23 protein-coding genes and 1 pseudogene are annotated in these 26548 nt (G+C 70.9%); 10 read left to right on the forward strand and 14 right to left on the reverse strand.

Annotated elements, in window-relative coordinates; genetic code table 11:
• Positions 1–109: 109 nt before the first annotated feature.
• Both W7S_RS17570 and W7S_RS17575 read left to right on the forward strand, forming a co-directional pair.
• The gene (locus W7S_RS17570) at positions 110–637 is read left to right on the forward strand and encodes a hypothetical protein (RefSeq protein ID WP_041297941.1); all 528 of its coding nucleotides are present in this window, start codon (positions 110–112) and stop codon (positions 635–637) included.
• On the forward strand, positions 634–1080 hold the full coding sequence (locus tag W7S_RS17575) for a ferritin-like domain-containing protein (RefSeq protein WP_008258734.1): 447 nt from the start codon (positions 634–636) through the stop codon (positions 1078–1080). The genes W7S_RS17570 and W7S_RS17575 overlap by 4 nt, the downstream gene beginning before the upstream one ends.
• Here W7S_RS17575 and W7S_RS17580 read toward each other — a convergent pair.
• The 8 genes from W7S_RS17580 to mqo form a co-directional block, all read right to left on the reverse strand.
• Positions 1077–2828 carry a proline--tRNA ligase gene (locus W7S_RS17580; RefSeq protein WP_014712061.1) on the reverse strand — a complete coding sequence of 584 codons (1752 nt, stop codon included), beginning with the start codon at positions 2826–2828 and terminating at the stop codon, positions 1077–1079. The two genes, W7S_RS17575 and W7S_RS17580, sit on opposite strands and share 4 nt — an antisense overlap.
• A 64-nt stretch (positions 2829–2892) precedes the next feature.
• On the reverse strand, positions 2893–4500 hold the full coding sequence (locus W7S_RS17585) for an MFS transporter (protein ID WP_026071284.1): 1608 nt from the start codon (positions 4498–4500) through the stop codon (positions 2893–2895).
• A gap of 33 nt (positions 4501–4533) precedes the next feature.
• Positions 4534–5739 (reverse strand): uroporphyrinogen-III C-methyltransferase, encoded by a 1206-nt coding sequence (cobA, locus tag W7S_RS17590; protein WP_014385431.1) that lies wholly within the window; start codon positions 5737–5739, stop codon positions 4534–4536.
• Between the two features lie 81 nt (positions 5740–5820).
• Positions 5821–7212, reverse strand: a complete 1392-nt coding sequence (locus W7S_RS17595) for a cobyrinate a,c-diamide synthase (protein ID WP_014712062.1) — start codon at positions 7210–7212, stop codon at positions 5821–5823.
• Between the two features lie 11 nt (positions 7213–7223).
• The gene (gene cobO / locus W7S_RS17600) at positions 7224–7838 is read right to left on the reverse strand and encodes a cob(I)yrinic acid a,c-diamide adenosyltransferase (RefSeq protein ID WP_009956278.1); all 615 of its coding nucleotides are present in this window, start codon (positions 7836–7838) and stop codon (positions 7224–7226) included.
• Positions 7839–7853: 15 nt separating this feature from the next.
• Entirely contained in the window at positions 7854–9695 is a 1842-nt protein-coding gene (locus tag W7S_RS17605; protein ID WP_008258752.1) for a magnesium chelatase subunit D family protein, read from the reverse strand.
• Positions 9692–10162, reverse strand: coding sequence for a GNAT family N-acetyltransferase (locus W7S_RS17610; RefSeq protein ID WP_008258755.1), 471 nt, complete (start codon positions 10160–10162; stop codon positions 9692–9694). Before W7S_RS17610 ends, W7S_RS17605 begins: the two co-directional genes overlap by 4 nt.
• Positions 10155–11588 carry a malate dehydrogenase (quinone) gene (mqo, locus tag W7S_RS17615; RefSeq protein ID WP_050989421.1) on the reverse strand — a complete coding sequence of 478 codons (1434 nt, stop codon included), beginning with the start codon at positions 11586–11588 and terminating at the stop codon, positions 10155–10157. The genes W7S_RS17610 and mqo overlap by 8 nt, the downstream gene beginning before the upstream one ends.
• 166 nt (positions 11589–11754) lie before the next feature.
• Here mqo and W7S_RS17620 point away from each other — a divergent pair, with 166 nt between their 5' ends.
• The 8 genes and pseudogenes from W7S_RS17620 (at position 11755) to W7S_RS17655 (ending at position 20014) form a co-directional block, all read left to right on the forward strand.
• A complete protein-coding gene (locus tag W7S_RS17620) occupies positions 11755–12768 on the forward strand; it encodes an alpha/beta hydrolase (protein WP_008258758.1) in 1014 nt (337 codons plus the stop codon).
• Between the two features lie 4 nt (positions 12769–12772).
• Positions 12773–14152 carry a mycothione reductase gene (mtr, locus tag W7S_RS17625; protein ID WP_008258759.1) on the forward strand — a complete coding sequence of 460 codons (1380 nt, stop codon included), beginning with the start codon at positions 12773–12775 and terminating at the stop codon, positions 14150–14152.
• A gap of 143 nt (positions 14153–14295) precedes the next feature.
• Positions 14296–15435, forward strand: coding sequence for a HoxN/HupN/NixA family nickel/cobalt transporter (locus W7S_RS17630; protein WP_008258760.1), 1140 nt, complete (start codon positions 14296–14298; stop codon positions 15433–15435).
• 397 nt (positions 15436–15832) lie between these two features.
• Positions 15833–16330, forward strand: a complete 498-nt coding sequence (locus tag W7S_RS17635; RefSeq protein WP_008258761.1) for a hydrogenase maturation protease — start codon at positions 15833–15835, stop codon at positions 16328–16330.
• Between the two features lie 24 nt (positions 16331–16354).
• A pseudogene (locus tag W7S_RS17640) lies at positions 16355–17221 on the forward strand (hydrogenase maturation protein); the annotation flags it as partial.
• A 47-nt stretch (positions 17222–17268) separates the two neighbouring features.
• On the forward strand, positions 17269–18393 hold the full coding sequence (locus W7S_RS17645) for an alkaline phosphatase family protein (protein WP_008258763.1): 1125 nt from the start codon (positions 17269–17271) through the stop codon (positions 18391–18393).
• An 82-nt stretch (positions 18394–18475) separates the two neighbouring features.
• A complete protein-coding gene (locus tag W7S_RS17650) occupies positions 18476–18937 on the forward strand; it encodes a hypothetical protein (protein WP_014712063.1) in 462 nt (153 codons plus the stop codon).
• Between the two features lie 117 nt (positions 18938–19054).
• A complete protein-coding gene (locus W7S_RS17655) occupies positions 19055–20014 on the forward strand; it encodes a PPE family protein (RefSeq protein WP_008258765.1) in 960 nt (319 codons plus the stop codon).
• On the opposite strand, the gene W7S_RS17660 is transcribed toward W7S_RS17655, so the two are convergent.
• The 6 genes from W7S_RS17660 to W7S_RS17685 all read right to left on the reverse strand — a co-directional run bounded on the left by W7S_RS17660 (position 19986) and on the right by W7S_RS17685 (position 26544).
• Entirely contained in the window at positions 19986–20765 is a 780-nt protein-coding gene (locus tag W7S_RS17660; protein ID WP_008258766.1) for a 3-oxoacyl-ACP reductase, read from the reverse strand. The two genes, W7S_RS17655 and W7S_RS17660, sit on opposite strands and share 29 nt — an antisense overlap.
• 3 nt (positions 20766–20768) lie before the next feature.
• A complete protein-coding gene (locus W7S_RS17665; RefSeq protein ID WP_014712064.1) occupies positions 20769–22133 on the reverse strand; it encodes an aldehyde dehydrogenase in 1365 nt (454 codons plus the stop codon).
• Between the two features lies 1 nt (position 22134).
• Positions 22135–22839 carry a gamma-glutamyl-gamma-aminobutyrate hydrolase family protein gene (locus W7S_RS17670; RefSeq protein WP_014380674.1) on the reverse strand — a complete coding sequence of 235 codons (705 nt, stop codon included), beginning with the start codon at positions 22837–22839 and terminating at the stop codon, positions 22135–22137.
• A 73-nt stretch (positions 22840–22912) separates the two neighbouring features.
• Positions 22913–24298: a glutamine synthetase family protein gene (locus tag W7S_RS17675; protein ID WP_014712066.1), complete on the reverse strand. Its 1386-nt coding sequence runs from the start codon at positions 24296–24298 to the stop codon at positions 22913–22915.
• A gap of 20 nt (positions 24299–24318) precedes the next feature.
• Positions 24319–24870 (reverse strand): alpha/beta hydrolase, encoded by a 552-nt coding sequence (locus W7S_RS17680; RefSeq protein ID WP_014712067.1) that lies wholly within the window; start codon positions 24868–24870, stop codon positions 24319–24321.
• A gap of 153 nt (positions 24871–25023) precedes the next feature.
• A complete protein-coding gene (locus tag W7S_RS17685) occupies positions 25024–26544 on the reverse strand; it encodes a cobyric acid synthase (RefSeq protein ID WP_014712068.1) in 1521 nt (506 codons plus the stop codon).
• Positions 26545–26548 lie beyond the last annotated feature (4 nt).

Consider the following 26548-nt stretch of genomic DNA (forward strand, 5'->3'; position numbering starts at 1 on the left):
GCTGTCCTCTGCGAGAACCAGCTATCCACGATACGCCAGGAATCGCGGATGGCGGCGCGATCGCGTGCTGGCTTCGTGCCCGCCGACGCACCGGTGGCAGGATGTGCTTGTGCCTAGCGCAGTTCCGTTCGTCAACCGGCGAGACGTCCTCTCCGGCGGCGTCGCTTTGGCCGCGCTCGGTGTGGTGTCCGCGTGCGGAAAGTCCGCGCCCAAGCCCCCGCCCGTCGAACAACTGCTGGGCCCGTTGGACCAGGCGCGCCACGACAGCGCGCTGGCGAGTGCCGCCGCCTCGGCCGTCGGGAACCCCCCGCAGGTCGCCGCCGCGCTGACGGTGGTGGCGAGCCAGCGCGCCGCGCACGCCCGCGCGCTGTCCACCGAGATCGCGCGGGCCGCCGGCAAGCTCGCCGCGCCGTCGTCGAGCGAAACGCCCAGCCCGAGTCAGGCCGAGCCGGCCGGCCCCCCGCCTCCCCCGCCGCCGGTGGTCGACGTGATCAGCGCGCTGCACGCCTCGGCCGACAGCGCCGCTCGCCTGGTGGGCACCGAATCCGGCTACCGGGCCGGGCTGCTCGCCTCGATCGCCGCGTCCTGCACGGCGTCCTACACGGTGGCGCTGGTGCCCGGGGGGCCGTCGATATGAGTTCGGGGAAGGACGCCGACAACGCCGCGCTGTCCGACGCGCTGGCCATCGAACATTCGACGATCTACGGCTACGGCATCGTCTCGGCCATGTCGCCGCCCAGCGTCAACGGCATGGTGGTGGAGGCACTCGAGCAGCACCGGCAGCGCCGCGACGACGTCATCGCGATGCTGACCGCCCGCAAGGTCACCGCCCCGGTGGCCGCCGCCGGCTACCAGCTGCCCCTGGTGGTCGGCAGCCCGGCGGACGCTGCGCGGCTGGCCGCGCGGATGGAGAACGACGGCGCCGGCGCGTGGCGCGTTGTCGCCGAACACGCCGAGACCGCCGAGGACCGGGCGTTCGCCTCGACGGCGCTGGTGCAGAGCGCGGTCATGGCCGCCCGGTGGAACCGGGTGTTGGGCGCCTGGCCGATCACGACGAGCTTCCCGGGCGGCAACGACTAGCCCGTCTCAAGCGCCGCCGCGATGTCGGCGGCCAGCGACGCCCCCGTCGCCAGTTCGCGGGTTTGCCCGCCGAAGCGGTCGCGCAGTTCCACCACGCCGTCCGCCCAGCCGCGCCCCACCACCACGATCCAGGGCACGCCCAACAGCTCGGCATCCTTGAACTTCACGCCGGGCGAGGCCTGCCGGTCATCGAGCAGCACGTCGACGCCCAGCCGGTCCAGCTCGCCGGCGAGCTCGGTGGCCCCGGTGCGGGCCCGGTCGTCCTTGTTGGCGATCACCAGGTGGACGTCGAAGGGCGCGACCGACGACGGCCACCGCAGCCCCAGCTCGTCGTGGTGCTGCTCGGCGATCACGGCCACCATCCGCGAGACGCCCAGGCCGTAGGAGCCCATGGTCAGGCGCACCGGCTTGCCGTCCTCGCCGAGCACGTCGGCGGTGAAGGCGTCGGTGTATTTGCGGCCGAGCTGGAAGATGTGCGCGACCTCGATGCCGCGCGCCGACACCAGCGGGCCCGCGCCGTCCGGCGACGGGTCCCCGTCGCGCACCTCGGCGGCCTCGATGGTGCCGTCGGCGGTGAAATCGCGGCCGGCGACCAGCCCGACGACGTGCCGGCCGGGCTCGTCGGCCCCGGTGATCCAGCTGGTGCCGTCGACCACGCGTGGATCGACCAGGTAGCGAACACCGTTGTCGCGCAACGCTTTCGGGCCGATGTATCCCTTCACCAGAAAGGGGTACTTGGCGAAGTCGGCGTCGTCGAGCATCGCGTATTCGGCCGGTTCGAGCGCCGCGCCCAGCCGCTTGTCGTCGACCTCGCGGTCGCCGGGCAGCCCGATGGCCAGCAGCTCCCAGTCCCCACCGGGCTCGCGCACCTTGAGCAGGACGTTCTTCAGTGTGTCGGCCGCGGTGACGGTGCGGCCCAGGTCGGCGGTGTTGGCCCAGTCCACCAGGGTGGCGATGGTCGGGGTGTCGCCGGTGTCGTGGACCACCGCCTCGGGCAGCCCGTCGATCGGCTGCGCCTCCGGGCGCGCGGTGACGACGGCCTCGACGTTGGCCGCGTAGCCGGACTCCAGGCAGCGCACGAAGGTGTCCTCGCCGACCGGGCTTTCGGCCAGAAACTCCTCGGAGGCGCTGCCGCCCATGGCGCCGGAGACCGCCGAGACGATGACGTAGCGCACCTGCAGGCGCGCGAAGATGCGCTGATAGGCCTCGCGGTGCGCGTGGTAGGCGGCCTTGAGCCCGGCGTCGTCGACGTCGAACGAGTAGGAGTCCTTCATCAGGAACTCCCGCACGCGCAGGATGCCGGCGCGCGGCCGCGCCTCGTCGCGATACTTGTTCTGGATTTGGTAGAGCAGGACCGGAAAGTCTTTGTAGGAGCTGTATTCGCCCTTGACCGTCAGGGTGAACAACTCCTCGTGCGTCGGGCCCAGCAGGTAGTCGTTACCGCGGCGGTCTTTGAGCCGGAACACCGAGTCGCCGTATTCGGTCCACCGGTTCGTTGCCTCGTAGGGCGCGCGGGGCAGCAGGGCGGGAAACAGGATCTCTTGCCCGCCAATGGCATTCATCTCCTCGCGGACGATGCCCTCGATGCGGCGCAGCACCCGCAGGCCCAGCGGCAGCCAGCTGTACAGCCCGGGCGCGACGGGCCGGATGTAGCCGGCCCGGATCAGCAGCTTGTGGCTGGCGACTTCGGCGTCGGCGGGATCGTCGCGCAACGTGCGCAAAAACAGCTGGGACATCCGGGTGATCACAGCGGGCTAGCCTAGCGTGCTGCGAAGAGCGCCCGTGACAGGCGCAGTGCCCGCATGCGGTGAGCTACAGCTCCCCGGCGTCCATCGCTTCCTTGACCTCTTGCGCGTGCGCGACCTGGTCGGGTGTGTAGCCGATGAGCAGCGCCGCACCGCCGACGATGACCGCCACCCCTGCCACCCACAGCAGGCCGTAGGTATAGCCGTGGTCGAGCGCCTGCAGCTGCGCGTCGGTCATGTTCTTCACCGGGCCGGTGGTGCCGCCCAAATACAGTGTCCGCGAAGTGATCACGGCCTGGATGACGGCCAACACGAGCGGGCCACCCAGGCTTTGCAGCATCAGCGTGACCGCGGAGACGGGACCGATCTGATCGAAACCCACACCGGCGATGGCCGACAGCGTCAGGGGCACGACGGCCATGCCGATGCCGATCCCGCCGACCACGATCGGCAACACCAGGTTGGGGAAGTAGGCGACGCCGCGGTGCATGAACGCCCAGCCGTAGAGCATCGCCCAGAAGAGCAGGATGCCGCCGCCGATGGTCAAGACCCGCGGCGAGAACCGCGACACCAGCTGCGAGGAGATGCCGAGGCCGATCCCCATCGCGATGACGAACGGGATGAAGCCGACGCCGGCGTGCAGCGCGCTGTAGCCGAGGATGTCCTGCACGTACAGGCCGATGCACACGGTCAGGCTGAACATCAGCCCGCCGGCCAGGAAGATCGCGGTGAACGTGACCAGGCGGTTGCGGTCGCGGAACAGATCGAACGGCACGACGGGGTTCTCGGCGGTGCGCTCCACGATGATGAAGCCCAGCCCGGCGAGCATCGCCACCACACCCGAACCGATGGTGGTGATCGAAACCCACCCCTTTTCCGGCCCCATCGAGAAGGCGAACACCGCGGCGGTGCACGTCAGGGTGGCCAGCATGGCGCCGGTGGCGTCCAGCTTCATCCGCTCGCGGTTGGTCTCGCGCAGCGCGGTGCGGGCCAAATACATCATCACCAGGCCGATCGGCACGTTCACCAGGAACGCCAGCCGCCACGACACCTCGGTGAGCGCTCCCCCGACCACGAGGCCCATCACCGAGCCGACGGCCGTCATCGCGGCGAAGACCGCGGTCGCGAAGTTGCGCGCCGGTCCCTTGGGGAAGGTGGTCGCCACCAGCGCCAGGCCCGTCGGCGAGGCGATGGCCGACCCGACGCCCTGCGACAGCCGGGCGATGACCATGGTCGCCTCGTCCCAGGCGACGGCGCACAGCACGGAGGAGATGGTGAACAGGGCGACACCGACGATGAAGGTGCGCTTGCGCCCGATGGTGTCACCGAGCCGCCCGCCGAGCAGCATCAGCCCGCCGAATGTCAGCACGTAGGCGGTGATCACCCAGCTGCGGCCGGCGTCGGACAGGCTGAGCTCGTTTTGGATCTTGGGGAGCGCGACGATCGCGACGGTGCTGTCCATCGTCGCAAGCAGCTGCATACCGCCGATGGCGATGACGGCCGCGATGAAGCGTCGCGAGGGCAGCCACGCCGGGTAGTACTTGCTGATGCGATTGGAGGCGGTCTCCGCCGGGGGCTTTGCGGCGGTCTCCGCCGTGCGCACCGGGGCCGGACGATCGGGGCGTGCAGACGTCCAGTTTTGGACAGCGCGCTCTGAGTCGTTGAGAGCCGTCATAAAGGGTTACCTTACAGTAATCTTAAGAAGCGTTTAAACCCCGAAAGCCGCCACGGCGCCGATCACGATGATCGCGGGAGGTCGGATCCCCTCGGCGCGAATCTTTTCGGGCGTGTCGGCGAGGGTGGCCCGCAAAGTGTGTTGAGCGGCCGTCGTTCCGTGCTGAACGACAAGCACGGGCGTATCCGCTGGTCGACCTCCTGCCAAAAGGGCTTCGGCGAAAAGTTCGATGCGTTCGACGGCCATCAGCAAAACAATCGTGCCGGACATCGCGGCCAGCGCATCCCAATTCACTAACGATTCGGGATGCCCGGGTGGGAGATGGCCGCTGACCACCACGAACTCGTGGTTGATCGCCCGATGGGTGACGGGGACACCCGCCAATGCGGGCACCCCTATGGCGCTTGTCACACCCGGCACCACGGTGACCGGGATCCCGGCCTCGGCGCACGCGAGCACCTCCTCGTAGCCGCGGGCGAAGACGAAGGGGTCCCCCCCTTTGAGGCGCACCACGAAGCTTCCAGCCCGGGCGCGTTCGATCATCACGTCGTTGATGGCGTCCTGGGCCATCGCCCGCCCGTACGGGATCTTGGCGGCGTCGATGACTTCCACGTGTGGGGGCAGTTCGGCGAGCAGTTCCGGCGGCGCGAGGCGGTCGGCGACCACGACGTCGGCCTGGGCGAGCAGCCGGCGCCCGCGCACGGTGATCAGTTCGGGGTCGCCGGGACCGCCCCCGATCAGCGCCACGCCGCCCTTGACGGCGTCGGAGCCCACCGGGCCCTCGGGGGTGATGACCCCGGTCTGCAGCGCCTCCCGGATGGCCGAGCGGATCGCCGCCGAACGCCGGTGCTCGCCGCCGGCCAGGACGCCGACGGACAGCCCCGCATAGCTGAAAGACGCTGGCGTCACCGCGGTTCCCTCGACGGCGATGTCCGCCCGGACGCAGAAGATCTGGCGGCTTGCGGCCTCGGCGACCACGGCCTCGTTGACGCGCGGGTCGTCGGTGGCCGCGATCGCGTACCAGGCGCCGTCGAGGTCGCCGTCGCGGTATTCGCGCAGTGCCAGAGTGATTCCGGTCATGGCCTCGACCGACCGGGTGGCGCTGCGGGAGATGACGTGGACGTCGGCGCCGCTGGCGATGAGCAACGGCAACCGGCGCTGGGCGACGGTGCCGCCGCCCACGACGACGACCTTCTTACCGGTCAGCCGCAGCCCTACGAGGTAGGCGCTCTCAGTCACCCGGCAAGCTTAGTGGTTCGTGGCCTTGGCATCGCGCGCGTAACGCCGCGGCGAAGTTCGGCCGGATTTTTCGCCGTGACGTTACGTCCGCGAACCCGCTCGCCGGGCCGCGTGGGCGACGAAGCGCGCCACCGCCTCCGGCGCGGCGGCCGGGTGGGTGTGCAGATACGACGCGTGCACGCCGCCGTGCACGACGCCATCGCGCACGGCCCCGCCGGCATCGTCGGCGTCGTCGGCGTCGTCGGCGTCGGGGGCCCGGTACATCCATGCCGGCTGGTAGCTGTCGCTGAATGTGACTGCGGTGCGGTGGAATTCGTGCCCGACGGCCCGCTGGCCCGCAGTGTACAGCGGGGAATCGGCCACGGCGACGGCGTCGCGGTAGGCCAGCGTCAGCTGCGGGGTGAACCGGGCCCGTCCGGCCAGCACGCCGCACATCGGGTGGCCGTCGAGTTCGGTGGCCAGGTAGATCAGCCCGGCGCACTCGGCGTGCACGGGCGCCCCGGCGGCGGCCAGCTCCTTGATCTGCCGGCGCACGACCTCGTTGGCGGACAGCTCGGCGGTGAACTGTTCGGGAAAGCCGCCGGGCAGCAACACCGCATCGCTGCCGTCGGGCAACGCGTCGCTGAGCGGATCGAATGCGACGACGTCCGCGCCGGCGGCCGCCAGCAGCTCCGGGTGCTCGGCGTAGCCGAAGCTGAAGGCCTTCCCGGCCGCCACGGCCACGGTGGCGCGCCGCCGCGCCGACTCCCCCACCGCCGCCGCCGGATCCCACGGCTGCCCGGCCGCCGGGGCCCGCGCGACCGCGATCACCGACGCCAGGTCGACGTGGGCGGCGACCAACGCGGTCATCGCGTCGACCGCCTGCCGGGCCCGGCGGCCGTACTCCACGGCGGTGACGAGCCCCAGATACCTTGTGGGAAGCTCCAATTCGGCCGCCCGCGGGATGGCCCCCAGCACCGGGACACCGGCCTGCTCGCAGGCCTGCCGCAACACCTGCTCGTGGCGGGTCGAGCCGACCCGGTTCAGGATCACGCCGGTGACCCGGGTGGCGGTGTCGAACGTCGAAAAGCCGTGCAGCAGCGCGGCGATGCTCTGGCTTTGACCGCGCGCGTCGATGACCAGCACGACGGGTGCGCCCAGCAGGCGGGCGACGTGGGCGGTCGATCCGGCGGCGGGGGTGGCGGCGGACGGCCCGATCCGCCCGTCGAACAGCCCCATCACGCCCTCGATCACCGCGATGTCCGCGCCGGCGGCGCCGTGCGCGTACAGAGGGCCGATGAGGCCCTCCCCGACCAGCACCGGGTCGAGGTTGCGGCCCGGCCGGCCTGCGGCCAGGCCGTGATACCCGGGATCGATGAAGTCCGGGCCCACCTTGAACGGCGCGACGGTGTGACCCGCCCGGCGCAAAGCGCCGATCAAACCCGTTGCCACGGTGGTCTTTCCGCTGCCGGACGAGGGTGCGGCGATGACCATGGCGGGAACACTCACCACTCGATGCCCTTCTGCCCCTTGCGCCCGGCGTCCATCGGATGCTTGAGCTTGGTCATCTCGGTGACCAGGTCGGCCGCATCGATCAGCGGCCGCGGGGCGTCGCGTCCGGTGATGACGACGTGCTGGTGGCCGGGCCGCGCCGCGAGCACCTCGACCACCTCGTGGACGTCGACCCAGCCCCACTTCAGCGGATAGGTGAACTCGTCGAGCACGTAGAAGTCGTGGCGCTGGTCGGCCAGCCGGCGCGCGATTTCGGCCCAGCCGTCGGCCGCGGCCGCCGCGTGATCGGTGTCGCTGCCCGCCTTGCGCGTCCAGGACCAGCCCGCACCCATCTTGTGCCATTCGACCGGCGCGCCGGCGCCGTGTTGTTCGTGCACGTCGCCGAGCGCGGCGAACGCCGCCTCCTCGCCGACCTTCCACTTCGCGCTCTTGACGAATTGGAACACCGCGACGGAAAGCCCGGCGTTCCAGGCCCGCAACGCCATTCCGAACGCCGCCGTCGACTTCCCCTTGCCGGCGCCGGTGTGCACCGCCAGCACCGGCGTGTGACGTCGCGCCCGGGTGGTCAGGCCATCATCGGGAACCTGGACTGGAACTCCTTGCGGCATAACGGGTTACCTTTCTCACGCGACGTCGCGTACCGCACGCGTCAACGAATCGGCGTGCAGCTGCTCCAGCCGAACGGCGGGTGCGCCGAGTTGGCGGGCCAGCTGCTCGGCCAGGCCCAGCCGCACGAACGACGTCTCGCAATCCACGACCACCGCGGCCGCGCCTTCGGCCACCAGCCGGGCCGCCGCGGATCGGGTGCGGCCCAACGGATCCGGTCCGGCGGTGGCCCGGCCGTCGGTGAGCACCACCACCAGGGCGCGGCGGGCCCGGTCGCGCGCCTTCTCCCGGACGATCAGCTCGCGCGCGGCCAGCAGGCCTTCGGCGAGCGGCGTCTTGCCGCCGGTGTCGAAGCGGGCCAGTCGCCGCCCGGCGATGTGGGCCGAGGAGGTCGGCGGTAGCAACAATTGCGCCTGCTGGTGCCGGAAGGTGATCACGGCGACCTTGTCGCGGCGCTGGTAGGCGTCGCGCAGCAGCGACAGCGTGGCGCCGCTGACCGCCGCCATCCGGTCGCGGGCGGCCATCGAACCCGAGGCGTCCACCACGAAGATCACCAGGTTGCCCTCGCGTCCCTCGCGCACGGCGCGGCGCACGTCGTCGGGCCCGGGCCGCAGCGGCCCGGCCCCGGCGCGCTCGGCGGCCGAGAGCAGCGTGGCGAACACGTGCAGTCCGTGCCCGCCGCAACTGGTGTCGTCCCCGTCGGTGGCGGCGATGACGCTGCCGCCGGCGTTGCGCGCCCGCGACCGCCGCCCGGGCGCGCCCTCCCCCACCCCGGGGACGCGCAGCGCGCGGGTGCGGAAGGTTTTCGACGGAGGCGCGCTGGGCTTGGACTTCGGCGGCTTCCCCGTGGTGCTGTCCCCCGAGTCCCGTTGTGGCCCAGCCTGTTCGGTGTCCGGCGTTTGACCGCCGCCGGGCGGGTCGGGCTCGGGGTCCGGCTCGGAGCCGGCCCGCGCCAGGGCTTCGTCCAGCTGGTCGCGGTCGATCCCCGGATCGTCGAAGGGGTCGCGGCGGCGCCGGTGCGGCAGCGCCAGCTCGGCGGCGACCCGGATGTCGGATTCCTCGACGGCGGGCGCCCCGCGCCAGGCAGCGTGGGCGACGGCGGTGCGGGCCACCACCAGGTCCGCGCGCATGCCGTCGACATCGAACGCCGCGCACAGCGCCGCGATGCGCCGTAACTCGTTGTCGGGCAACACCACATCGTCGACGAGCGCGCGGGCCGCGGCGATGCGCCGGGCCAGCTCGGCGTCGGCGGCGGCGTATCGCTCCGCGAAGCCGTCCGGGTCGGCCTCATACGCCATTCGCTGCCGGATGACCTGCACCCGCACGTCGACGTCGCGTGAGGCGTGCACGTCGACGGTGAGCCCGAAGCGGTCCAACAGCTGCGGACGCAGTTCGCCCTCTTCGGGATTCATGGTGCCGATCAACACGAACCGCGCCTCATGCGAATGCGAGATGCCGTCGCGTTCGATGTGCACCCGCCCCATCGCCGCGGCGTCGAGCAGCACGTCGACGAGATGATCGTGCAGCAGGTTGACCTCGTCGACGTAGAGCACCCCGCCGTGCGCGCGGGCCAACAGGCCCGGGGAAAAAGCGTGCTCGCCGTCGCGCAGCACCCGCTGCAGATCCAGCGAGCCGATGACCCTGTCTTCGGTTGCCCCGAGCGGCATTTCGACCAGGCCGGAATCGCTGCCGGTCGCCGCGCACAGCAGCGCCGCCAGGCCGCGCACGGCCGTCGACTTGGCGGTGCCCTTCTCGCCGCGGATGAGGGCGCCCCCGATCTCAGGGCGCACGGCGCACAACAGCAGGGCGAGACGCAGCTGGTCGTGCCCGACGATGGCGCTGAACGGGTAGGGCCTCACGGCTTGGCCGCCAGACCGGAGCCCGGCCGCAGCATGGGCACGTGCGGGACGCCGTCGTCGACGAAATCGTCGCCGTCGCGCACGAATCCGTGCTGCGCGTACATGTCGGCCAGATAGGTCTGCGCGTTGATCCGGCACGGGTAGTCACCCACCTCGGCCAGGGCCGCGCGCAGCAGCCGGGTGGTGTGGCCCTGGCCACGGGCGCTGCGCTTGGTGCACAGGCGCCCGATGCGGAACGCCTTCTCGCCTCCGGCGTGCTCCTCCATCAGCCGCAGCGTACAGATCACCTCGCCGTCGGCCGTCTCCAGCCAGAAGTGCCGGGTTTCGGCGAGGAGGTCACGGCCGTCCAGTTCGGGATACGGGATCGCCTGTTCGACGACGAACACCTCCACCCTCAACTTGAGCAGCTCGTAAAGTGTCTGGGCATCAAGGTCTTTGGCCCAGATACGCCGCAGTGCTTCAGTCATTGACATCCAACCCCAGTACCTTCGTTCCCCACGAAAAGACCTCGTCGTAGAGCGCCGGCTCGTCCGACAGCGACGCCCCCAAAGAGGGAACCATCTCCTTGAGCGCGGGCAACCACGACTGAAAACGGTTGGCAAAGCACCGCTGCAACACGTCGAGCATGATCGGCACCGCGGTCGACGCCCCGGGCGAGCCGCCGAGCAGACCCGCGATGCTTCCGTCGGCGGCCCCCACCACCGTGGTGTCGAAGTCGAGCACCCCGCCCTTTCGCCTGTCGCGCCGGATCACCTGCACGCGCTGACCGGCCACGGTCAACTCCCAGTCGGAACCCGCTGCGGTGGGCGCGAATTCGCGCAGCATGCGCAGCCGGTCCGGCTCGGAGAGCCGCAATTGGCCGAGCAGGTACCCAAGCAGCGTCAGCTGGGTGGCGCCGACCCCGAGCAGGGAGGCCAGGTTATGCGGCTTCACCGAGCGGGGCAGGTCGGTGAAGTGCCCGCGTTTCAAGAACTTCGGTGACCAGCCGGCGTACGGGCCGAACACCAGCCACGGCTTGTCGTTGACGTAGCGCAGGTCCAGATGCAGCGCCCCCAGGGGCGGGGCGCCGGGCGCGGGCGCCCCGTACACCTTGGCCCGATGCGCGGCGGTGAGCGCCGGCTTGTCGGCGCGCAGGAACCGGCCGCCGATCGGGAATCCGGCGAAACCCCTGACCTCGCTGATGCCGGACTTCTGCAGCAGGGGCAGCGCGTCGCCGCCGGCCCCGACGAAGACGAATTTGGCGTGACAGCGGCGCTTTTGGCCGGTGCGGCGATTGCGGATCGACACCGTCCAGCCGCCGTCGGACCCGCGGGTCAGGTTGCGGACCTCGTGCCCGAACAGGGCCGTCGCGCCGCCCCGCACACAGAATCCGACCAATTGGCGCGACAGCGCACCGAAGTCGACGTCGGTGCCGTGGGCGGCCCAGTTGAGTGCGGTCGGCGTGGAGAAGTCGCGATGGGCGGCCATCAACGGCAGCCGGCGGGCGAACTCGCCCGGGTCCTCGATCAATTCGATGCCGGCGAACAGCGGGTTGGCCGCCAGCGCGTCACGGCGCCGCCGCAGATAGTCCACGCGCCGCGCCCCGCGCACGAAGCTCGCGTGCGGGATCCGGGTCAAAAAGCTCCGATCGGTCAGGATGCCGTTCTCCACGGCGTGAGCCCAGAACTGGCGGGTCACCTGAAACTGCTCGTTGATGCGCACCGCTTTGCTGATGTCGATCGAGCCGTCGGCGCGCTGCGGGGTGTAGTTCAGCTCGCACAGCGCCGAATGCCCCGTGCCGGCGTTGTTCCAGGGGCTGCTGCTTTCCGCGGCGACGGCGTCGAGGCGTTCGACGAAGGTCAGCGACCACTCCGGCTGCAGCCGGCGCAGCAACGCGCCCAGCGTCGCGCTCATGATGCCCGCGCCCACCAGCACGACGTCCGTCCGCGCGGTTGTGGCTAGCGATGACACCGGCTTGCTGGTCCTTCCCTCGACTGGGCCGATCCCCAGGTTATCCCGAGGCAAAGTGGGCGCGAACGACGTGCGGCTCCCCGTGCCCAGCAAAAGCTAAGCTTGCCTCGTGACTGGCTGGGTGCCCGATGTCCTCCCCGGATATTGGCAGCGCACCATCGCGCTCGGCCGCGATCCCGCCGGTGAGGGCGACATCGTCGCGACCCTGATCCGGCGCGGGCCGGCACAGGCGGGCCCGGCCGGGCGCGCGGTGCTGGCGGTGCACGGCTACACCGATTACTTCTTCCACACCGAGCTGGCCGACCATTTCGCCGCGCGCGGCTTCGCCTTCTACGCGCTGGACCTTCACAAGTGCGGTCGGTCGCGGCGCGACGGCCAGACGCCGCACTTCGTCACCGACCTCGCCAACTACGACACCGAACTCGAGCACGCCCTGGACGTCGTGCGCGCGCAGGCCCGCGACGTGCTGGTGTACGGGCATTCCGCGGGCGGGCTCATCGTGTCGTTGTGGCTGGATCGGTTGCGCCGCCGCAACCCGGACGCGCACGCCGACATCGGCGGGTTGGTGCTCAACAGCCCGTTTTTGGATCTGCCCGGCCCGGCCATCCTGCGGCATTCGGCGACCGTGGCGCTGCTCGGGGGTCTGTCGCGGGTGCGGTCCAAGGGCGTGGCCAGGTCGCCGGGTGAGGGCGGCTACGGCACCACGTTGCACCGCGACTATGGCGGGCAATTCGACTACAACCTGCAGTGGAAACCCGTGGGTGGCTTCCCGATCACCTTCGGTTGGCTGCACGCCGTCCGCCGCGGCCAGGCCCGGCTGCACCGCGGCCTCGACGTCGGCGTGCCGAATCTGATCCTGCGCTCGGACCACAGCGTGCGCGAAACCGCGGACCCGGAGCCCATGCGGTGCGGCGACGCCGTTCTCGACGTCACCCAGATCGCCAGGTGGGCAGGCTGTGTCGGAAACCGCAGCACCATCGTCCCGGTGGTCGATGCCAAGCACGATGTGTTCTTGTCGTTGGAGGGCCCGCGCGACGTCGCCTATCGGGAACTGGATCTCTGGCTGGACGAGTACCTGCCCACCAACAACAGCGACGCCCCGGCGTCGTTCGGAAGGGGGTGACGGTGTGGAGACCTACGACGTCGCGATCATCGGAACCGGTTCGGGCAACAGCATTCTCGATGAACGCTTCGCCGACAAACGGGTGGCCATCTGCGAACAGGGCACGTTCGGGGGCACGTGCCTGAACGTCGGGTGCATCCCGACCAAGATGTTCGTCTACGCCGCCGAGGTCGCCCAGAGCATCCGGGAGGCGGCGCGCTACGGCATCGACGCCCGCATCGAGCGGGTGCGCTGGGACGACATCGTCTCGCGCGTGTTCGGGCGCATCGACCCGATCGGGGTCAGCGGCGAGGACTATCGCAACGCCGCGCCCAATATCGATGTGTACAAACAGCACACCCGGTTCGGCGCGGTCCAACCCGATGGGCGCTACCTGTTGCGCACCGACGCCGGCGACGAGTTCACGGCCGATCAGGTGGTGATCGCGGCTGGGGCGCGCGCCGTGGTCCCGCCCGCGATCCTCGAGTGCGGCGCGACGTACCACACCAGCGACACGATCATGCGAATCCCTGAACTGCCCGAGCATTTGGTGATCGTCGGCGGCGGTTTCGTCGCAGCCGAATTCGCCCACACTTTCTCCTCCCTGGGCTCGCGGGTCACCCTGGTGGTCCGGGGCTCCACATTGCTGCGGCACCTCGACGACGTCGTCGGCGAACGCTTCACCCGCATCGCGGCCAGCAAGTGGGAGCTGCACACCCACCGCAACGTCGTGGGCGCCGAAAACCAGGGTTCGGGCGTCGCGGTGCAACTCGACGACGGTCGCACCGTGAACGCCGACGCGCTGCTGGTGGCGACCGGCCGCGTGCCCAACGGCGATCTGCTCGACGCCGAGCAGGCCGGCGTCACCGTCACCGACGGCCTGGTGGTCGTCGACGAGTACCAGCGGACCACGGCGCGTGGCGTTTTCGCGCTCGGCGACGTCTCCTCGTCGTATCAGCTCAAGCACGTCGCCAACCACGAGGCGCGCGTCGTGCAGCACAACCTGCTGTGCGACTGGGACGACACCGAAGCCCTGGCCGCCACCGACCACCGCTACGTGCCCGCGGCGGTGTTCACCGATCCCCAGATCGCCTCCGTCGGGCTGACCGAAAACCAGGCCATCGCACAGGGTTTCAAGATTTCGGTGAAGATCCAGAATTACGGCGACGTCGCCTACGGCTGGGCGGCCGAGGACACCACCGGGATCGTCAAGCTCGTCGCCGAGCGCGGCACCGGCCGCCTGCTGGGTGCGCACATCATGGGTGATCAGGCCTCGTCGATCATCCAGCCGTTGATCCAGGCGATGAGCTTCGGGCTGACCGCCCTGCAGACGGCCCGCGGGCAATACTGGATTCATCCGGCCCTGGCCGAGGTGGTGGAGAACGCGCTACTGGGTCTGCACTGACCTCGGCGGCGGCTCGGGCGTGAGCGGTTCAGTGTCGAGGGCCAAGAATCCGCGCTTCACTTGCATCCGGCGCGGCGGGGAACTTACAGTCGTGGCCGGTTGTTCTCAGCCCGATACCGCAAGGACGCGCCGGAAGGACCCCAGTGGCCAGCACCGAGATCGACCGGCGGCCGTCACGGGTGACCAGACTTCTCGGCGCCCTGACCACAGCGGAGTGGTGGCGGCTGGCCGCGATGCTCGCGTCCATCGTCGCGCTGCACCTGCTCGGCTGGCTCACCCTGGTGTTCTTGGTGGCACCGGCCCAATACAGCTTGGGCGGCAAAGCTTTTGGTGTCGGGATCGGATTGACGGCCTATACGCTGGGTATGCGGCACGCCTTTGACGCCGACCACATCGCCGCCATCGACAACACCACCCGCAAGCTGATGAACGACGGGCAGCGCCCGCTGGCCGTCGGCTTCTTCTTTTCGCTGGGCCACTCCACCGTGGTGTTCGCGTTGGCGCTGTTGCTGGCGGGCGGGGTGAAAACGGTCGTCGGGCCGGTCGAGGACGACTCCTCGACGCTGCACCACTACACCGGGTTGATCGGCACCAGCGTCTCCGGCGTCTTCCTGTATGCGATCGCCCTTCTCAACCTCATCGTCCTGGCCGGCATCCTGCGCGTGTTCGCGCGGTTGCGCCGCGGCGAATTCGACCCCGAGACCGACGGGGCCGAGCTGGAGCGGCAATTGCAGAGCCGCGGACTGATGAACCGGGTGCTCGGCCGGCTCACCAAGTCGATCACCAAGTCGTGGCACTGCTACCCGATCGGGTTGTTGTTCGGGCTGGGCTTCGACACCGCCACCGAGATCGCACTTCTGGTGCTCGCCGGCACCAGCGCCGCCGCCGGGCTGCCGTGGTACGCCATCATCTGCCTGCCGGTGCTGTTCGCCGCGGGCATGTGCCTGCTGGACACCATCGACGGTTCGTTCATGAACTTCGCCTACGGCTGGGCGTTTTCCAATCCGGTGCGCAAGATCTACTACAACATCACCATCACCGCGCTGTCGGTGGCCGTCGCCCTGCTGATCGGGAGCGTCGAACTGCTCGTCCTGTTCGCCGACCAATTCGGTTGGCGGGGCGCCTTCTGGACCTGGATCGGCGGGCTGGACCTCAACGCGGTCGGCTACGTCGTCGTCGGCATGTTCGTCCTCACCTGGGCGGTGGCCCTGCTCGTCTGGCGCTACGGCCGCATCGAGGAAAAGTGGGGCCCCACCGACCTGGGGGCCGAATCCGCGACCTAGCGGCTCACCGGGCGCGGGCGTGCGAGGCGCACGAAGCGTTGACAACGCTCGGCAGCGGGAGTAGACCCAAAAAACAGCGCCGCGCAAGTGGGCCGACGGTCGACTCCGGCGGCGCAGGAGCCCCGGCCCGGCTCCGGAAAGCTGCAGCATGCCAACGGAAGCGGCAGTCCAGACAGCACCACCGTTGACCCGTGCTCTGCGCGGCAAGGTCTCGGGCGCCGCGTCGCGTGTGCACGGCACCGTGATTCGAAGATCGAGGGGTACCACGGAGCGCACCGTCGACACGGTCGGGGGGTGACGCCATGGCGGATCGCCCGGTGCAGCCGACGGGACTTTCACCGCGGCCGGCGCAGTGGCGCGAGGCGGACGATCAAAGCCGGCGGACTGCGGTGCCGGCATGACAGCCCGCATCCTGGTAGCCGGGATCGGCAACAGCTTCCTGGGGGATGACGGATTCGGCTCCGAAGTGGTCCGCAATGCCGAACTGCCGCAAGATGATCCGATGGTCCAGGTCATCGACTACGGAATCAGGGGGATGCACCTGGCCTATGACCTGCTCGAGGAGTGGGACACGCTGGTCCTCGTCGACGCCGTACCCAGCCGCGGCCATCCCGGCACGCTGCACGTCTTCCAGGCCGATCACGAATCGCCCTCGCGGACAAGCGGTCTGGATGGCCACAGCATGGACCCCGCCGCGGTCTTCGCCAGCCTGCGGGCGCTGGGCGGCCGTCCGCCCTACACCGTCGTCGTCGGCTGCGAGGCCGGCAGCGTCCAGGAAGGCATCGGGCTGACCGAGCCGGTCGCCAAGGCCGTCCCCCGGGCGGCGCGGGCGGTCGAAGAGATCGTCGCGGCGTTGCACGGGGCGGCACTACCCGCGGCCGAAGACGGGTACTGAACCATGTGCCCGGCACCAGGGGGGCCGCTGGATCTCGTTCAGCACCACCGCGCCGACGTGGTGTCGCTGCTGGCCGAGCGCGGGCGCATCGGCGAACCCATCGTCGGGGTCTGTTTCGACGGCACCGGTAACGGCGGTGACGAAACGATCTGGGGCGGAGAGATTTTGGCGCTGGGCGCCCGGAGCCGGCAGTTCGTGCGGATCGGCCACCTGCGGCCGGTGCCGATGCCCGGCGGCGATGCGGCGGTGCGCGAACCGTGGCGGATGGCGCTGTCCCAGTTATGGACGGCCGACATCGACTGGACCCCGGATCTGGCGCCCGTCGCCGCCGCGACCGATGACGCACTGCGCCTGGTCCGTTCGCAACTGGAGACCGGGACGGGCTGTGTGCCGTGCTCGAGCATGGGACGGCTGTTCGACGCGGTCGCTTCCCTGCTCGGGGTGCGGCACCGCATCGACTACGAGGGGCAAGCCGCGGTCGAGCTCGAGGCGCTGGCGGAGTCGGCGGGCTGCGATCCCGGGCGGCCCCGGCCGTCGTTGCCGCTGGCGGTGCGCCCCGACGGGGTGATCGATCCGGCGCCGATGGTGCAGACGCTGGTCGCGGCGCTGTACGCCGGGACGCCGCGCGCGGTGCTGGCCGCGGCGTTCCACCTCGCGGTCGCGGACGCGGTCGCCGACGTGGTGGCGCGGGTGGCCGGCGACACCCGGCTGGTGGGGCTCACCGGCGGGGTGTTCCAGAACGTTCTGCTGACGCGCGCCTGCCGTGACTTATTGCAGCGCAACGGTTTCGAGGTCCTCACCCACCGCACCGTGCCGCCGAACGACGGCGGACCGTCGCCGGGACAGGCCGCACTCTCGGTGCTGACGGCGCGGGAGGGGGCCACGCGGTGACCGACCGGCGACTGGCGCGCGTCTAGCTTCGACGTCAGACTGGCCCGGTGCCCGGTTCCCTGCGTGACGTGCTGCCCGCCGCGGCCGCCCTGCTCGGCGTTCCGGGCGCGGTCGACACCCTGGCGGTGACGGAGCGGGCCGGCTCCGATCGGATCGACCGGGTGCTCGTCGTGCTGGTGGACGGGCTGGGCTGGCACCTGCTTCCGCAGCTGGCGGGCGGCGCGCCGCTGCTGGCCTCCGTGCTGGGGGGCGGCACCGGCCGGCTGACCCGGCTGGAGTGCACCTTCCCGTCGACGACGCCGACCAGCCTGGTGTCCCTGGGCACCGGTGCGGCGCCCGGCGAGCACGGGGTTCTGGGCTTCACCCTGCGGGTGCCGGGCACCGAGACGGTGCTCAACCACGTCCGGTGGCGCGACGATCCCTCGCCGGCCGTCTGGCAGCCGGTGCCGACCTGGTTTCAGCGGCTCAAAGAGGCCGGCGTCAGCGCCCGCGCGGTGCTGCCGGCGCTGTTCCTCGGCAGTGGGCTGACCGAGGCCGCGTACCGTGGCGCGGAATTCCGCCCGGCCGGCCCCGCCGACGACTACGCCCAGCTGGTGGTCGACGACCTGCGCTCGGCGCCCGGACTGGTCTACGGCTACACCGCCGAACTCGACACCGCGGCCCATGTCTTCGGCGTCGGCTCCGAGCAGTGGCATGCGGCCGCGGCGAGCGTCGACACGCTGCTCTCGCGCCTGCTCGAGGCGCTGCCGCCGAACGCGGCGCTGCTGGTGACCGCCGACCACGGCGGCCTCAACGTCCCGCCGGAGGCCCGCATCGACCTCGACGCCGACCCCCGGCTGGCCCGGGGCGTCCGGGTGGTCGCCGGCGAGCCCCGGGTCCGCTACCTGCACACCGAGCCGGGCGCCGCGCCCGACGTGCGGGCCGCGTGGGCCGAGGTGCTCGACGGCCGGGCGACCGTGTACAGCCGCGAGCAGGCGGTGGCCACCGGGATGTTCGGGCCGGTCGCCGCGCCGCACCTGGAGCGGCTGGGCGACGTGGTGGTGGTCTGCTCGGGCGACACGGCGGTGCTGGCCAGCGCGCACGAGCCGCCGGAAGCCTCGCGCCTGATCGGTTTCCACGGCGGAGCCAGCCCGGCCGAGATGGCGATCCCGCTCATCGTTTTCCGCCCCTAGCTGCACCAACCGTGGATTCGGACCGACTTCACAGCTCGTTCCGACCGGTTTACCACGATTCACGTTGTACATTCGGCGCACTGTGTTGTTCCGGGTTGGCGGTCAGACTCGGCGGTGGCGGCCCGCCACCGCGATCGTCGCAGCCCTGGGTGTGTTCATCGCGCTGATAGCCGGTTCGTCGCTGCGGCCCCAGTTCGCCGCGTCCAGCCTGCCCGAGCCGGCCGCCTGGTCCGGCCCGGCCGCCGGGGTCGGCGCGCATGCGCTCCCCCGGGGCCTCCACTCCGCCGTCGGCCGCCCGGCGCCGGCCGCGTGGCAGCCGCCGGCACCGGCGGACAACACCAACAAGAAGCCGTTTCACAGCATGTGGATGACGAAGGAACGGCCCCAAACCTGGAACCGTTCGTCAGCGCAAGTGGCCCTGTCACCGGCGCCGACGACGTTCGGCCCGGTGCGTGCGGCGCCCGACCACGCCCAATCCCGTTCTCCCGCAATCATTGCCACCGACCGAGATACCTTGACCCGGCTCTGCATCGCCCGCGTCTGATCGCCGCACGCCGCGCATTCGCGCGACAGGGCTCATATCCCCCGTGTCTATCTCGTGAAGGACGCCCCCAATGTTTTCGAGCACCAACCACACCGCCCGCCCCCGGCGGAGGCTGTAATGGATTTCGCGACGCTGCCCCCGGAGATCAACTCGGCGCTGATGTATTCGGGTCCCGGTGCGGGATCGATGGTCGCGGCCGCCGCGGCGTGGGACAAGCTGGCCGCGCGGCTCTGCGCCGCGGCGGCCGACTACCGGGCGGTGACCGCGAAGCTGGCGGCGCAATGGGAGGGCCCGGCGCCCTCGGCGCTGCGCGAGGCCGCCCGCTACGTCGACTGGCTGGACGCCAACGCCGCACGGAGCCAGGAGGCGGCCGTGCAGCTGGGCGCGGCGGCCGGGGCGCACGACGCGGCGTTCGCGGCGACGGTGCCCCCACCGGCGATCGCGGGCAACCGCGCGCGCCGCACGGCGCTGGTGTCGGCGAACTGGCTGGGCCAGCACAGCGCGGCGATCGCGGACGTCGACACCGACTACGACGCCATGTGGGCGCGCAACGCCGGCGCCATGTACGCCTACGCCGACGCCGCCGCCGGCGCGGCGACGTTGGCCCCGTTCACCCCTCCGCCTTCCGACGCCGGTGCGCGCGCAGACAGCTGGCCGTTGAAGGCGGCGCCCGACGTCATATCGGCCGGCCGCCGCGTGATGTCGGCCATTCCCGGCGCGCTCAAGCACCTGTCGTCGGCATCGCGGACCACGTTCGAGGCGTCCCTTTCCTCGGTGACACCGTCGCTGTCGAAGCTGAATTCGCTGACCGCGCCGTCGGATTTCGCGATCGGCCACCTGAATTCGATGAACAAGGCGGCGGCGCTGCGCACACTGTTCCCCAGGCCGGCCGCCGTCGACGGGGTGAACGCGCGCGTGGGCCGCGGGGTGTCGCTGGGCGCGCTGTCGGTGCCGCGCAGCTGGACGACGGCCGCGTCCGCCGCGCAAGGCCTGGGCGGGGACCGGCGGGCGAAGGCGCCCGCGTGGTCAGGGCCGGTGGGTACCGCCGTTAGAGCGGAGTCACGTAGGCCGAGCTGATGCCGCCGTCGACCAGGAACGTCGACGCCGTGATGAACGACGCGTCGTCGCTCGCCAAAAACGCGACGGCCGCGGCGATTTCGCCGGGGTCGGCGAAGCGTCCCACCGGCACGTGCACCAGCCGGCGCGCGGCCCGTTCGGGGTCCTTGGCGAAAAGCTCTTGCAGCAGTGGGGTGTTGACCGGCCCGGGGCACAGCGCGTTCACCCGGATGCCCTGCCGGGCGAACTGCACCCCCAGCTCCCGCGACATGGCCAGCACCCCACCCTTGGACGCGGTGTAGGAGATCTGCGACGTCGCCGACCCCAGGACGGCGACGAACGACGCGGTGTTGATGATCGAGCCGCGCCGCGCGGGAACCATGTGCCGCAACGCCGCCCGGCAGCACAGGTACACCGACTTCAGGTTGACGTCCTGGACGCGTTGCCAGGCGGGCAGCTCGGTGTTCTCGATGACATCGTCGTCGGGGGGTGAGATGCCGGCGTTGTTGAACGCGATGTCGACGCGGCCGTAGGCCTGCGCCGCGGTATCGAACAGCGCGTCGACCGCGTCCTCGTCGGCGACGTCGGTGGGCACGAACAGGCCGGACAGCTCGTCGGCCGCGGCCGCGCCCGCGTCGTGGTCGACGTCGGCGATCACGATGGTGGCGCCCTCGGCGCGCATCCGCCGCGCCGAGGCCAGCCCGATGCCGCCGCCGGCGCCGGTGACGACGGCGACCCGGCCCGCCAACCGTTGGGTGAGATCGACCGCCACCGCCTAATCCTCCCCGATCGCGATGAAAACGTTCTTCGTCTCGGTGAAGTGCAGCGGCGCGTCCGGGCCCAGCTCGCGGCCCAGGCCCGACTGCTTGAAACCGCCGAACGGGGTGTTGTACCGCACCGACGAGTGCGAATTCACCGACAGGTTCCCGGCTTCGACCGCGCGGGACACCCGCAGGGCGCGGGACAGGTCGTTCGTCCAGATCGATCCGGACAGGCCGTAGGCGGTGTCGTTGGCCAGCGTGACGGCGTCCTGCTCGTCGTCGAAGGCCAGCACCGTGACCACCGGGCCGAAGATCTCTTCGGTGACGGTGCGGTCGGTGCGCTGCGGTGTGAGAACCGTTGGCGGGAACCAGAATCCGCGCCCGCTCGGCGCGGTGCCGCGAAACGCGACGGGGGCGCCGTCGGGCACGTAGGACGCCACCCTGGCGCGGTGCGCGGCCGACACCAGCGGGCCCATTTCGGTGCCCCGGGACGCGGGGTCCCCGACGACGACACCTTTGACGGCGGGTTCGAGCAGCTCCATGAAGCGGTCGTAGACGCTGCGCTGCACCAGGATCCGGCTGCGGGCGCAGCAGTCCTGCCCGGCGTTGTCGAACACCCCGGCCGGCGCGGTCGCGGCCGCCCGCTCCAGATCGCAGTCGGCGAACACGATGTTCGCGCTCTTGCCGCCCAGCTCCAGGGTCACCCGCTTGACGCGGGCCGCCGCCCCGGCCAGCACCCTTTTGCCGACCTCGGTGGAGCCGGTGAACACGATCTTGGCGATGTCGGGGTGCGTGACGAACCGCTCCCCCACCACCGGGCCCGGTCCCGGCAGCACCTGGAGCAGGTCTGGGTCCAGGCCGGCGTCGGCCGCCAGCTCACCGAGGCGGATCGTGGTCAGCGGCGTCGCCTCGGCGGGCTTGACCAGCACGGCGTTACCCGCCGCCAGCGCCGGCGCGAACCCCCAGCAGGCGATGGGCATCGGGAAGTTCCACGGGGCGATCACACCGACCACGCCCAGCGGTTCGTTGAACGTGACGTCCAGCCCGCCGGACACCGGAATTTGCTTGCCGGACAACCGTTCCGGGCCGGCGGAGTAGTAGGTCAGCACGTCGCCGACGTGCCCGGCCTCCCACTCGGCCGACCCGATGGGATGACCCGAGTTCGCGACCTCGAGGTCCGCGAGCTCGTCGAGATGGGCGTCGACGGCGGCGGCGAAAGCCCGTAGGCCGGAGGCTCGTTCGGCCGGGGACAGCCGCGCCCACCGCCGCTGCGCCACCCGCGCGCGGCGCACCGCGTCGTCGACGGCCGCCGCGTCGGCGTGCTCGACCGAGCGCAGCACCTCCTCGGTCGCCGGGTTGATCAGCTGCGTCGCGCCCACGTCAGCGCCCCGCATACGCCCGGGCCGCGTCCACGATCGCGGCGAACAACCGCAGATCCTCCAGGGACTGCTCCGGATGCCATTGCACGCCAAGCACAAACCGGTCCCCGGGGAGCTCCAGCGCCTCGACGACGCCGTCGGGATCGGTCGCGCTGACCACCAGCCCGTCCCCGACCCGGTCGATGGCCTGGTGGTGATAGCACGGCGCGTCGACGGTCTCCCCCACCAGCGCGGCCGCCCGGGTGCCGGCGACGGTGCGCACCGGCACCCGGGTGAACACCCCGTCGCCGGCGCGGTGCCCGCAGTGCCCGAGCACGTCGGGCAGGTGCTGGTGCAGCGTGCCGCCGAGCGCGACGTTGAGCACCTGTGCCCCGCGGCAGATCCCGAGCACCGGCAGCCCCCGGTCCAGTGCGGCGCGCAACAGCGCGAACTCCCAGGCGTCGCGGTCGGTGCGGGGTTCGTCGGTCGTGGGATGCGGTTGCTGGCCGTAGCTGGCGGGGTCGAGGTCGTAACCGCCGGTGATCACCAGCGCGTGCACGCCGTCGAGCACCGCGCCGACGACCTCGGCGTCCGCCGGTTGCGGGGGCAGCAGCACGGCGATCCCGCCGGCCTGGATGACGCCCTCGAAGTAGTCGGTCGGCAGGTATCCGGCGGGGATGTCCCAGATCCCGGTCTGCACCCGCTCGAGGTACGTGGTCAGGCCCACGACCGGGCGCACGGACTTGCGTGGCGATCGCAAGCGCGGCGCAGCCGGGCGCAGCGCGTCGCCACCATCCAGCTCAGAGCCGTTCAAAACCACGCATCCTCTCCCAGTCGGTGACCGCCGCGTTGAACGCCGCCAGTTCCACGCGGGCGTTGTTCAGGTAGTGGGCGACCACGTCGTCGCCGAACACCTCGCGCGCGAGCGCCGAGCGCTCGAAGGCCGAGGCCGCCTCGGCCAGGGTGGCGGGCAGCCGCTCGACGCCGGGGGCGTGATAGGCGTTCCCCGCGTAGGACTCCGGTGGCTCGAGGCCCCGTTCGACACCGTACAGCCCGCCGGCGACGATCGCCGCCACCGCCAGATACGGGTTGACGTCGCCGCCGGGGACGCGGCACTCGACCCGGATGTTGGGCCCGTGGCCGACCACCCGCAGCGCGCAGGTGCGGTTGTCCAGCCCCCAGGCCACCGCGGTGGGCGCGAAGCTGCCGTCGGCGAATCGCTTGTAGGAGTTGATGTTCGGCGCATAGAACACGGTGAATTCGCGCAGGGTGGCCAGCAGGCCGGCCACAAAGCTGCAGAACGTCGACGACATGCCGTGCGGACGGGCGGGGTCGGCGAACACCGCGCCGCCCTGCGGGTCGCGCAGCGAGAGGTGTATGTGGCAGCTGTTGCCTTCTCGCTCATCGTATTTCGCCATGAACGTCAGGCTCTTGCCGTGCTGATCGGCGATCTCCTTGGCCCCGTTCTTGTAGACGACGTGGTTGTCGCAGGTGACCAGCGCCTCGGCGTAACGGAAACCGATCTCCTGCTGCCCCCTGTTGCATTCGCCTTTGACGGCCTCGAATTGCAGTCCCGCGCCCGTCATTCCGTTGCGGATGTCGCGCAGCAGCGGCTCCATGCGCGACGACGCCGCGATCGCATAGTCGATGTTGTAGTCGCTGGCCGGGGTCAGGCCGCGGTATCCGCCGGCCCACGCCTGGCGATAGGTCTCGTCGAACACCATGAATTCCAACTCGGTCGCGGCGTTGGCGCTCCACCCGCGCCGGGCCAGCCGGTCGAGCTGGCGGCGCAGGATGGCCCGCGGCGACACGGCGACCGGGCTGCCGTCGCCCCAGCCCACATCGGCGATCACCAGGGCCGTGCCGGGCAGCCAGGGAATGCGCCGCAGGGTGGACAGATCGGGCGTCAGCACGGTGTCGCCGTATCCGGTGTCCCAGCTCGACATCGCGTAGCCATCGACGGTGTTCATGTCGACATCGACCGCCAGCAGATAGTCGCAGCACTCGGCGCCCCGGGTGGCCACCTCGTCGACGAACAGTTGCGCGGCCACCCGCTTGCCGACCAGGCGTCCCTGCATGTCGGCGAACGCCACGATGACCGTGTCCACCGCGCCGGCGGCCACCAGCTGCCGCAGGGCACTCAGCGAGAGCATCGGGTCGGTCACGGCGTCATCGTCGGAGGCCATGACCGCTAGTCAACCAGGCGCTACCAGGTGCTGGTGCGCAAAATGATCTCGGCGGCCAGTTGCGCCGTCGACTCCTGCACGGTGCGCCGTCCCAGATGCACCACCCGGTAGTCGGCGTAGACATACTGCTGGCTGGCCTGGGCCACCGACCGGGCGGCCGGCGAGCTGACCAACACGGTGGTGCCGATCTCCACCGGTGGGCAGTGCCCGTCGCGGATGGCGCCGTCGCGATCGCCGGCGCGCGGATGCCCGCGGTCGATCACCACCAGCCCGACGAACCGGCCCAGCCGGGTCGCCGTCAGTTCCCACGCGAGGTCGCCACCGGCGCGGTCGCCCATGACGACGGCCCAACCGATTCCCAGCGCGTCGAGAATGCCGATCACCGACTTGGGGGTCAGCCGCGGGTCGTAGCCGATCACGACCGTCCGCAGCGATGCGGTGTGCAGGCGCTCGCAGACCGCGTCATACGCGGCGGGGGCGCGTTCCTCGTCGCCCAATATGACGACGACGACGCCCGTCTCCGGTCCGGCCACAACGACCGGGACCGGGAACCCCTCCAGGGTGGTCATCATCGAGGACACCCAAGCACGCTACAGCCAAACGGCATGCGCGCGCGATGATTCTGCGGCATGTGATACAGGGACACAGTTTCCACCGGCACTCGATGACTGCCCGCCGGCCGCGTCGTCAACAGGTGCGTTCACATCGCGGCGTCGGCGAATGCCCTACGGGCGCAACAGACTTGCCAGATGCGGACGCGCCGGCGGCGGGCCGTGCAGCAGCCCGAGGACGGCCTCGACGTCGAGATGGGCGGCCAGCAGATCGGCGGCGAGATCGAGCTGGGCGTCGCGCCGCGCGGCGACGTTGGTGTCGTCGTCGACCACGAAGCCGCCCCGGCCGGCCGCGTCGGCGACCCGGGTGAGCCAGGCGCGCCGGAAGTCGTCGTTGTCGAGCACGCCGTGCCAATGCGTCCCAAAGATCGCACCGCGCACCACACCTTGCGGTTGCGGATCGGTGCCGGCGTCGAACCAGGTTTGCTCGGCGCAGCGCGCGATCCGCCCGTGATGGATCTCGTATCCGCCCAAGGGACCGTCGATCCCACACCGCCAGCGGCGCAGGGCCTTGGCCGGATCGAAGGCGATGTCGGCGTCGAGCAACCCCAGCCCCGGCACCTCGCCGGCCCCGGACTCCACCGCGTCATGGATACGACGGCACAGCATCTGAAATCCCCCGCAGATCCCCAAGACCGGTTTGCCGGCCCGCGCGTGCGACACGATCGCCTCGGCCAGGCCGCGCTCGCGCAACCAGGACAGGTCGGCGACGGTGGCCTTGCTGCCCGGGACGACGATCAGGTCGGCGTCGGCCGCGCCGGCGGGGTCGGCGACCCAGCGCACCACCACGCCCGGTTCGCAGGCCAGCGCCTCGACGTCGGTGGAGTTGGAGATCCGGGGCAGCCGGACCGCGGCCACCCGCAGCCACTCGTCGCCGCGCGGCGGGGCGGGCGTGCCGATGACGCGGTGCGCGACCACGGACAGCGAGTCCTCGGCATCGAGCCACAGCTCCTCGGCGTACGGCAGCACCCCGTAGGTGGGCCGCCCCGTCATGGCCTGCAGCTGACGCAATCCCGGTTCGAGCAGCGCGGGATCGCCCCGGAACTTGTTGACGATGAAACCGGAGATCAGCGCCTGGTCGTCGGGCTCGAGCACCGCGACGGTGCCGAACAGGTGCGCGAGCAGGCCGCCGCGGTCGATGTCGCCGACCAGGACCACCGGCAGGCCGGCGGCCCGGGCCAGCCCCATGTTGGCCAAATCGGTGGCGCGCAGGTTGATTTCGGCGGGTGATCCGGCGCCCTCGCAGATGACCGCGTCGAATTCGTCTCGCAGGCATGCCAATTCGTCGAATACGACGGAGGCGAGCCGATCGCGGTGTTGGACATAGCTTTTCGCGCTGACCGAGTCGGTGACCCGGCCCTTGATCACGAGCTGCGAGGTGCGGTCGCTGCCCGGCTTGAGCAGCACCGGATTGAACCGCACGCTGGGCTCCAGGCCGGCCGCGCGGGCCTGAATCGCCTGGGCGCGACCGATTTCGCCGCCTTCGACGGTGACCACCGAGTTGTTGGACATGTTCTGCGCCTTGAACGGGGCGACCCGGGTTCCGCGGCGGGCCAGCAACCGGCACAGGGCGGCCACCACCACCGATTTGCCGGCGTCGGAGCTGGTGCCGGCGACCAGCAGCGCCCCGCTCACCCGT

Source organism: Mycobacterium sp. MOTT36Y (genome assembly GCF_000262165.1).
GTDB classification, from domain to species: domain Bacteria; phylum Actinomycetota; class Actinomycetes; order Mycobacteriales; family Mycobacteriaceae; genus Mycobacterium; species Mycobacterium intracellulare.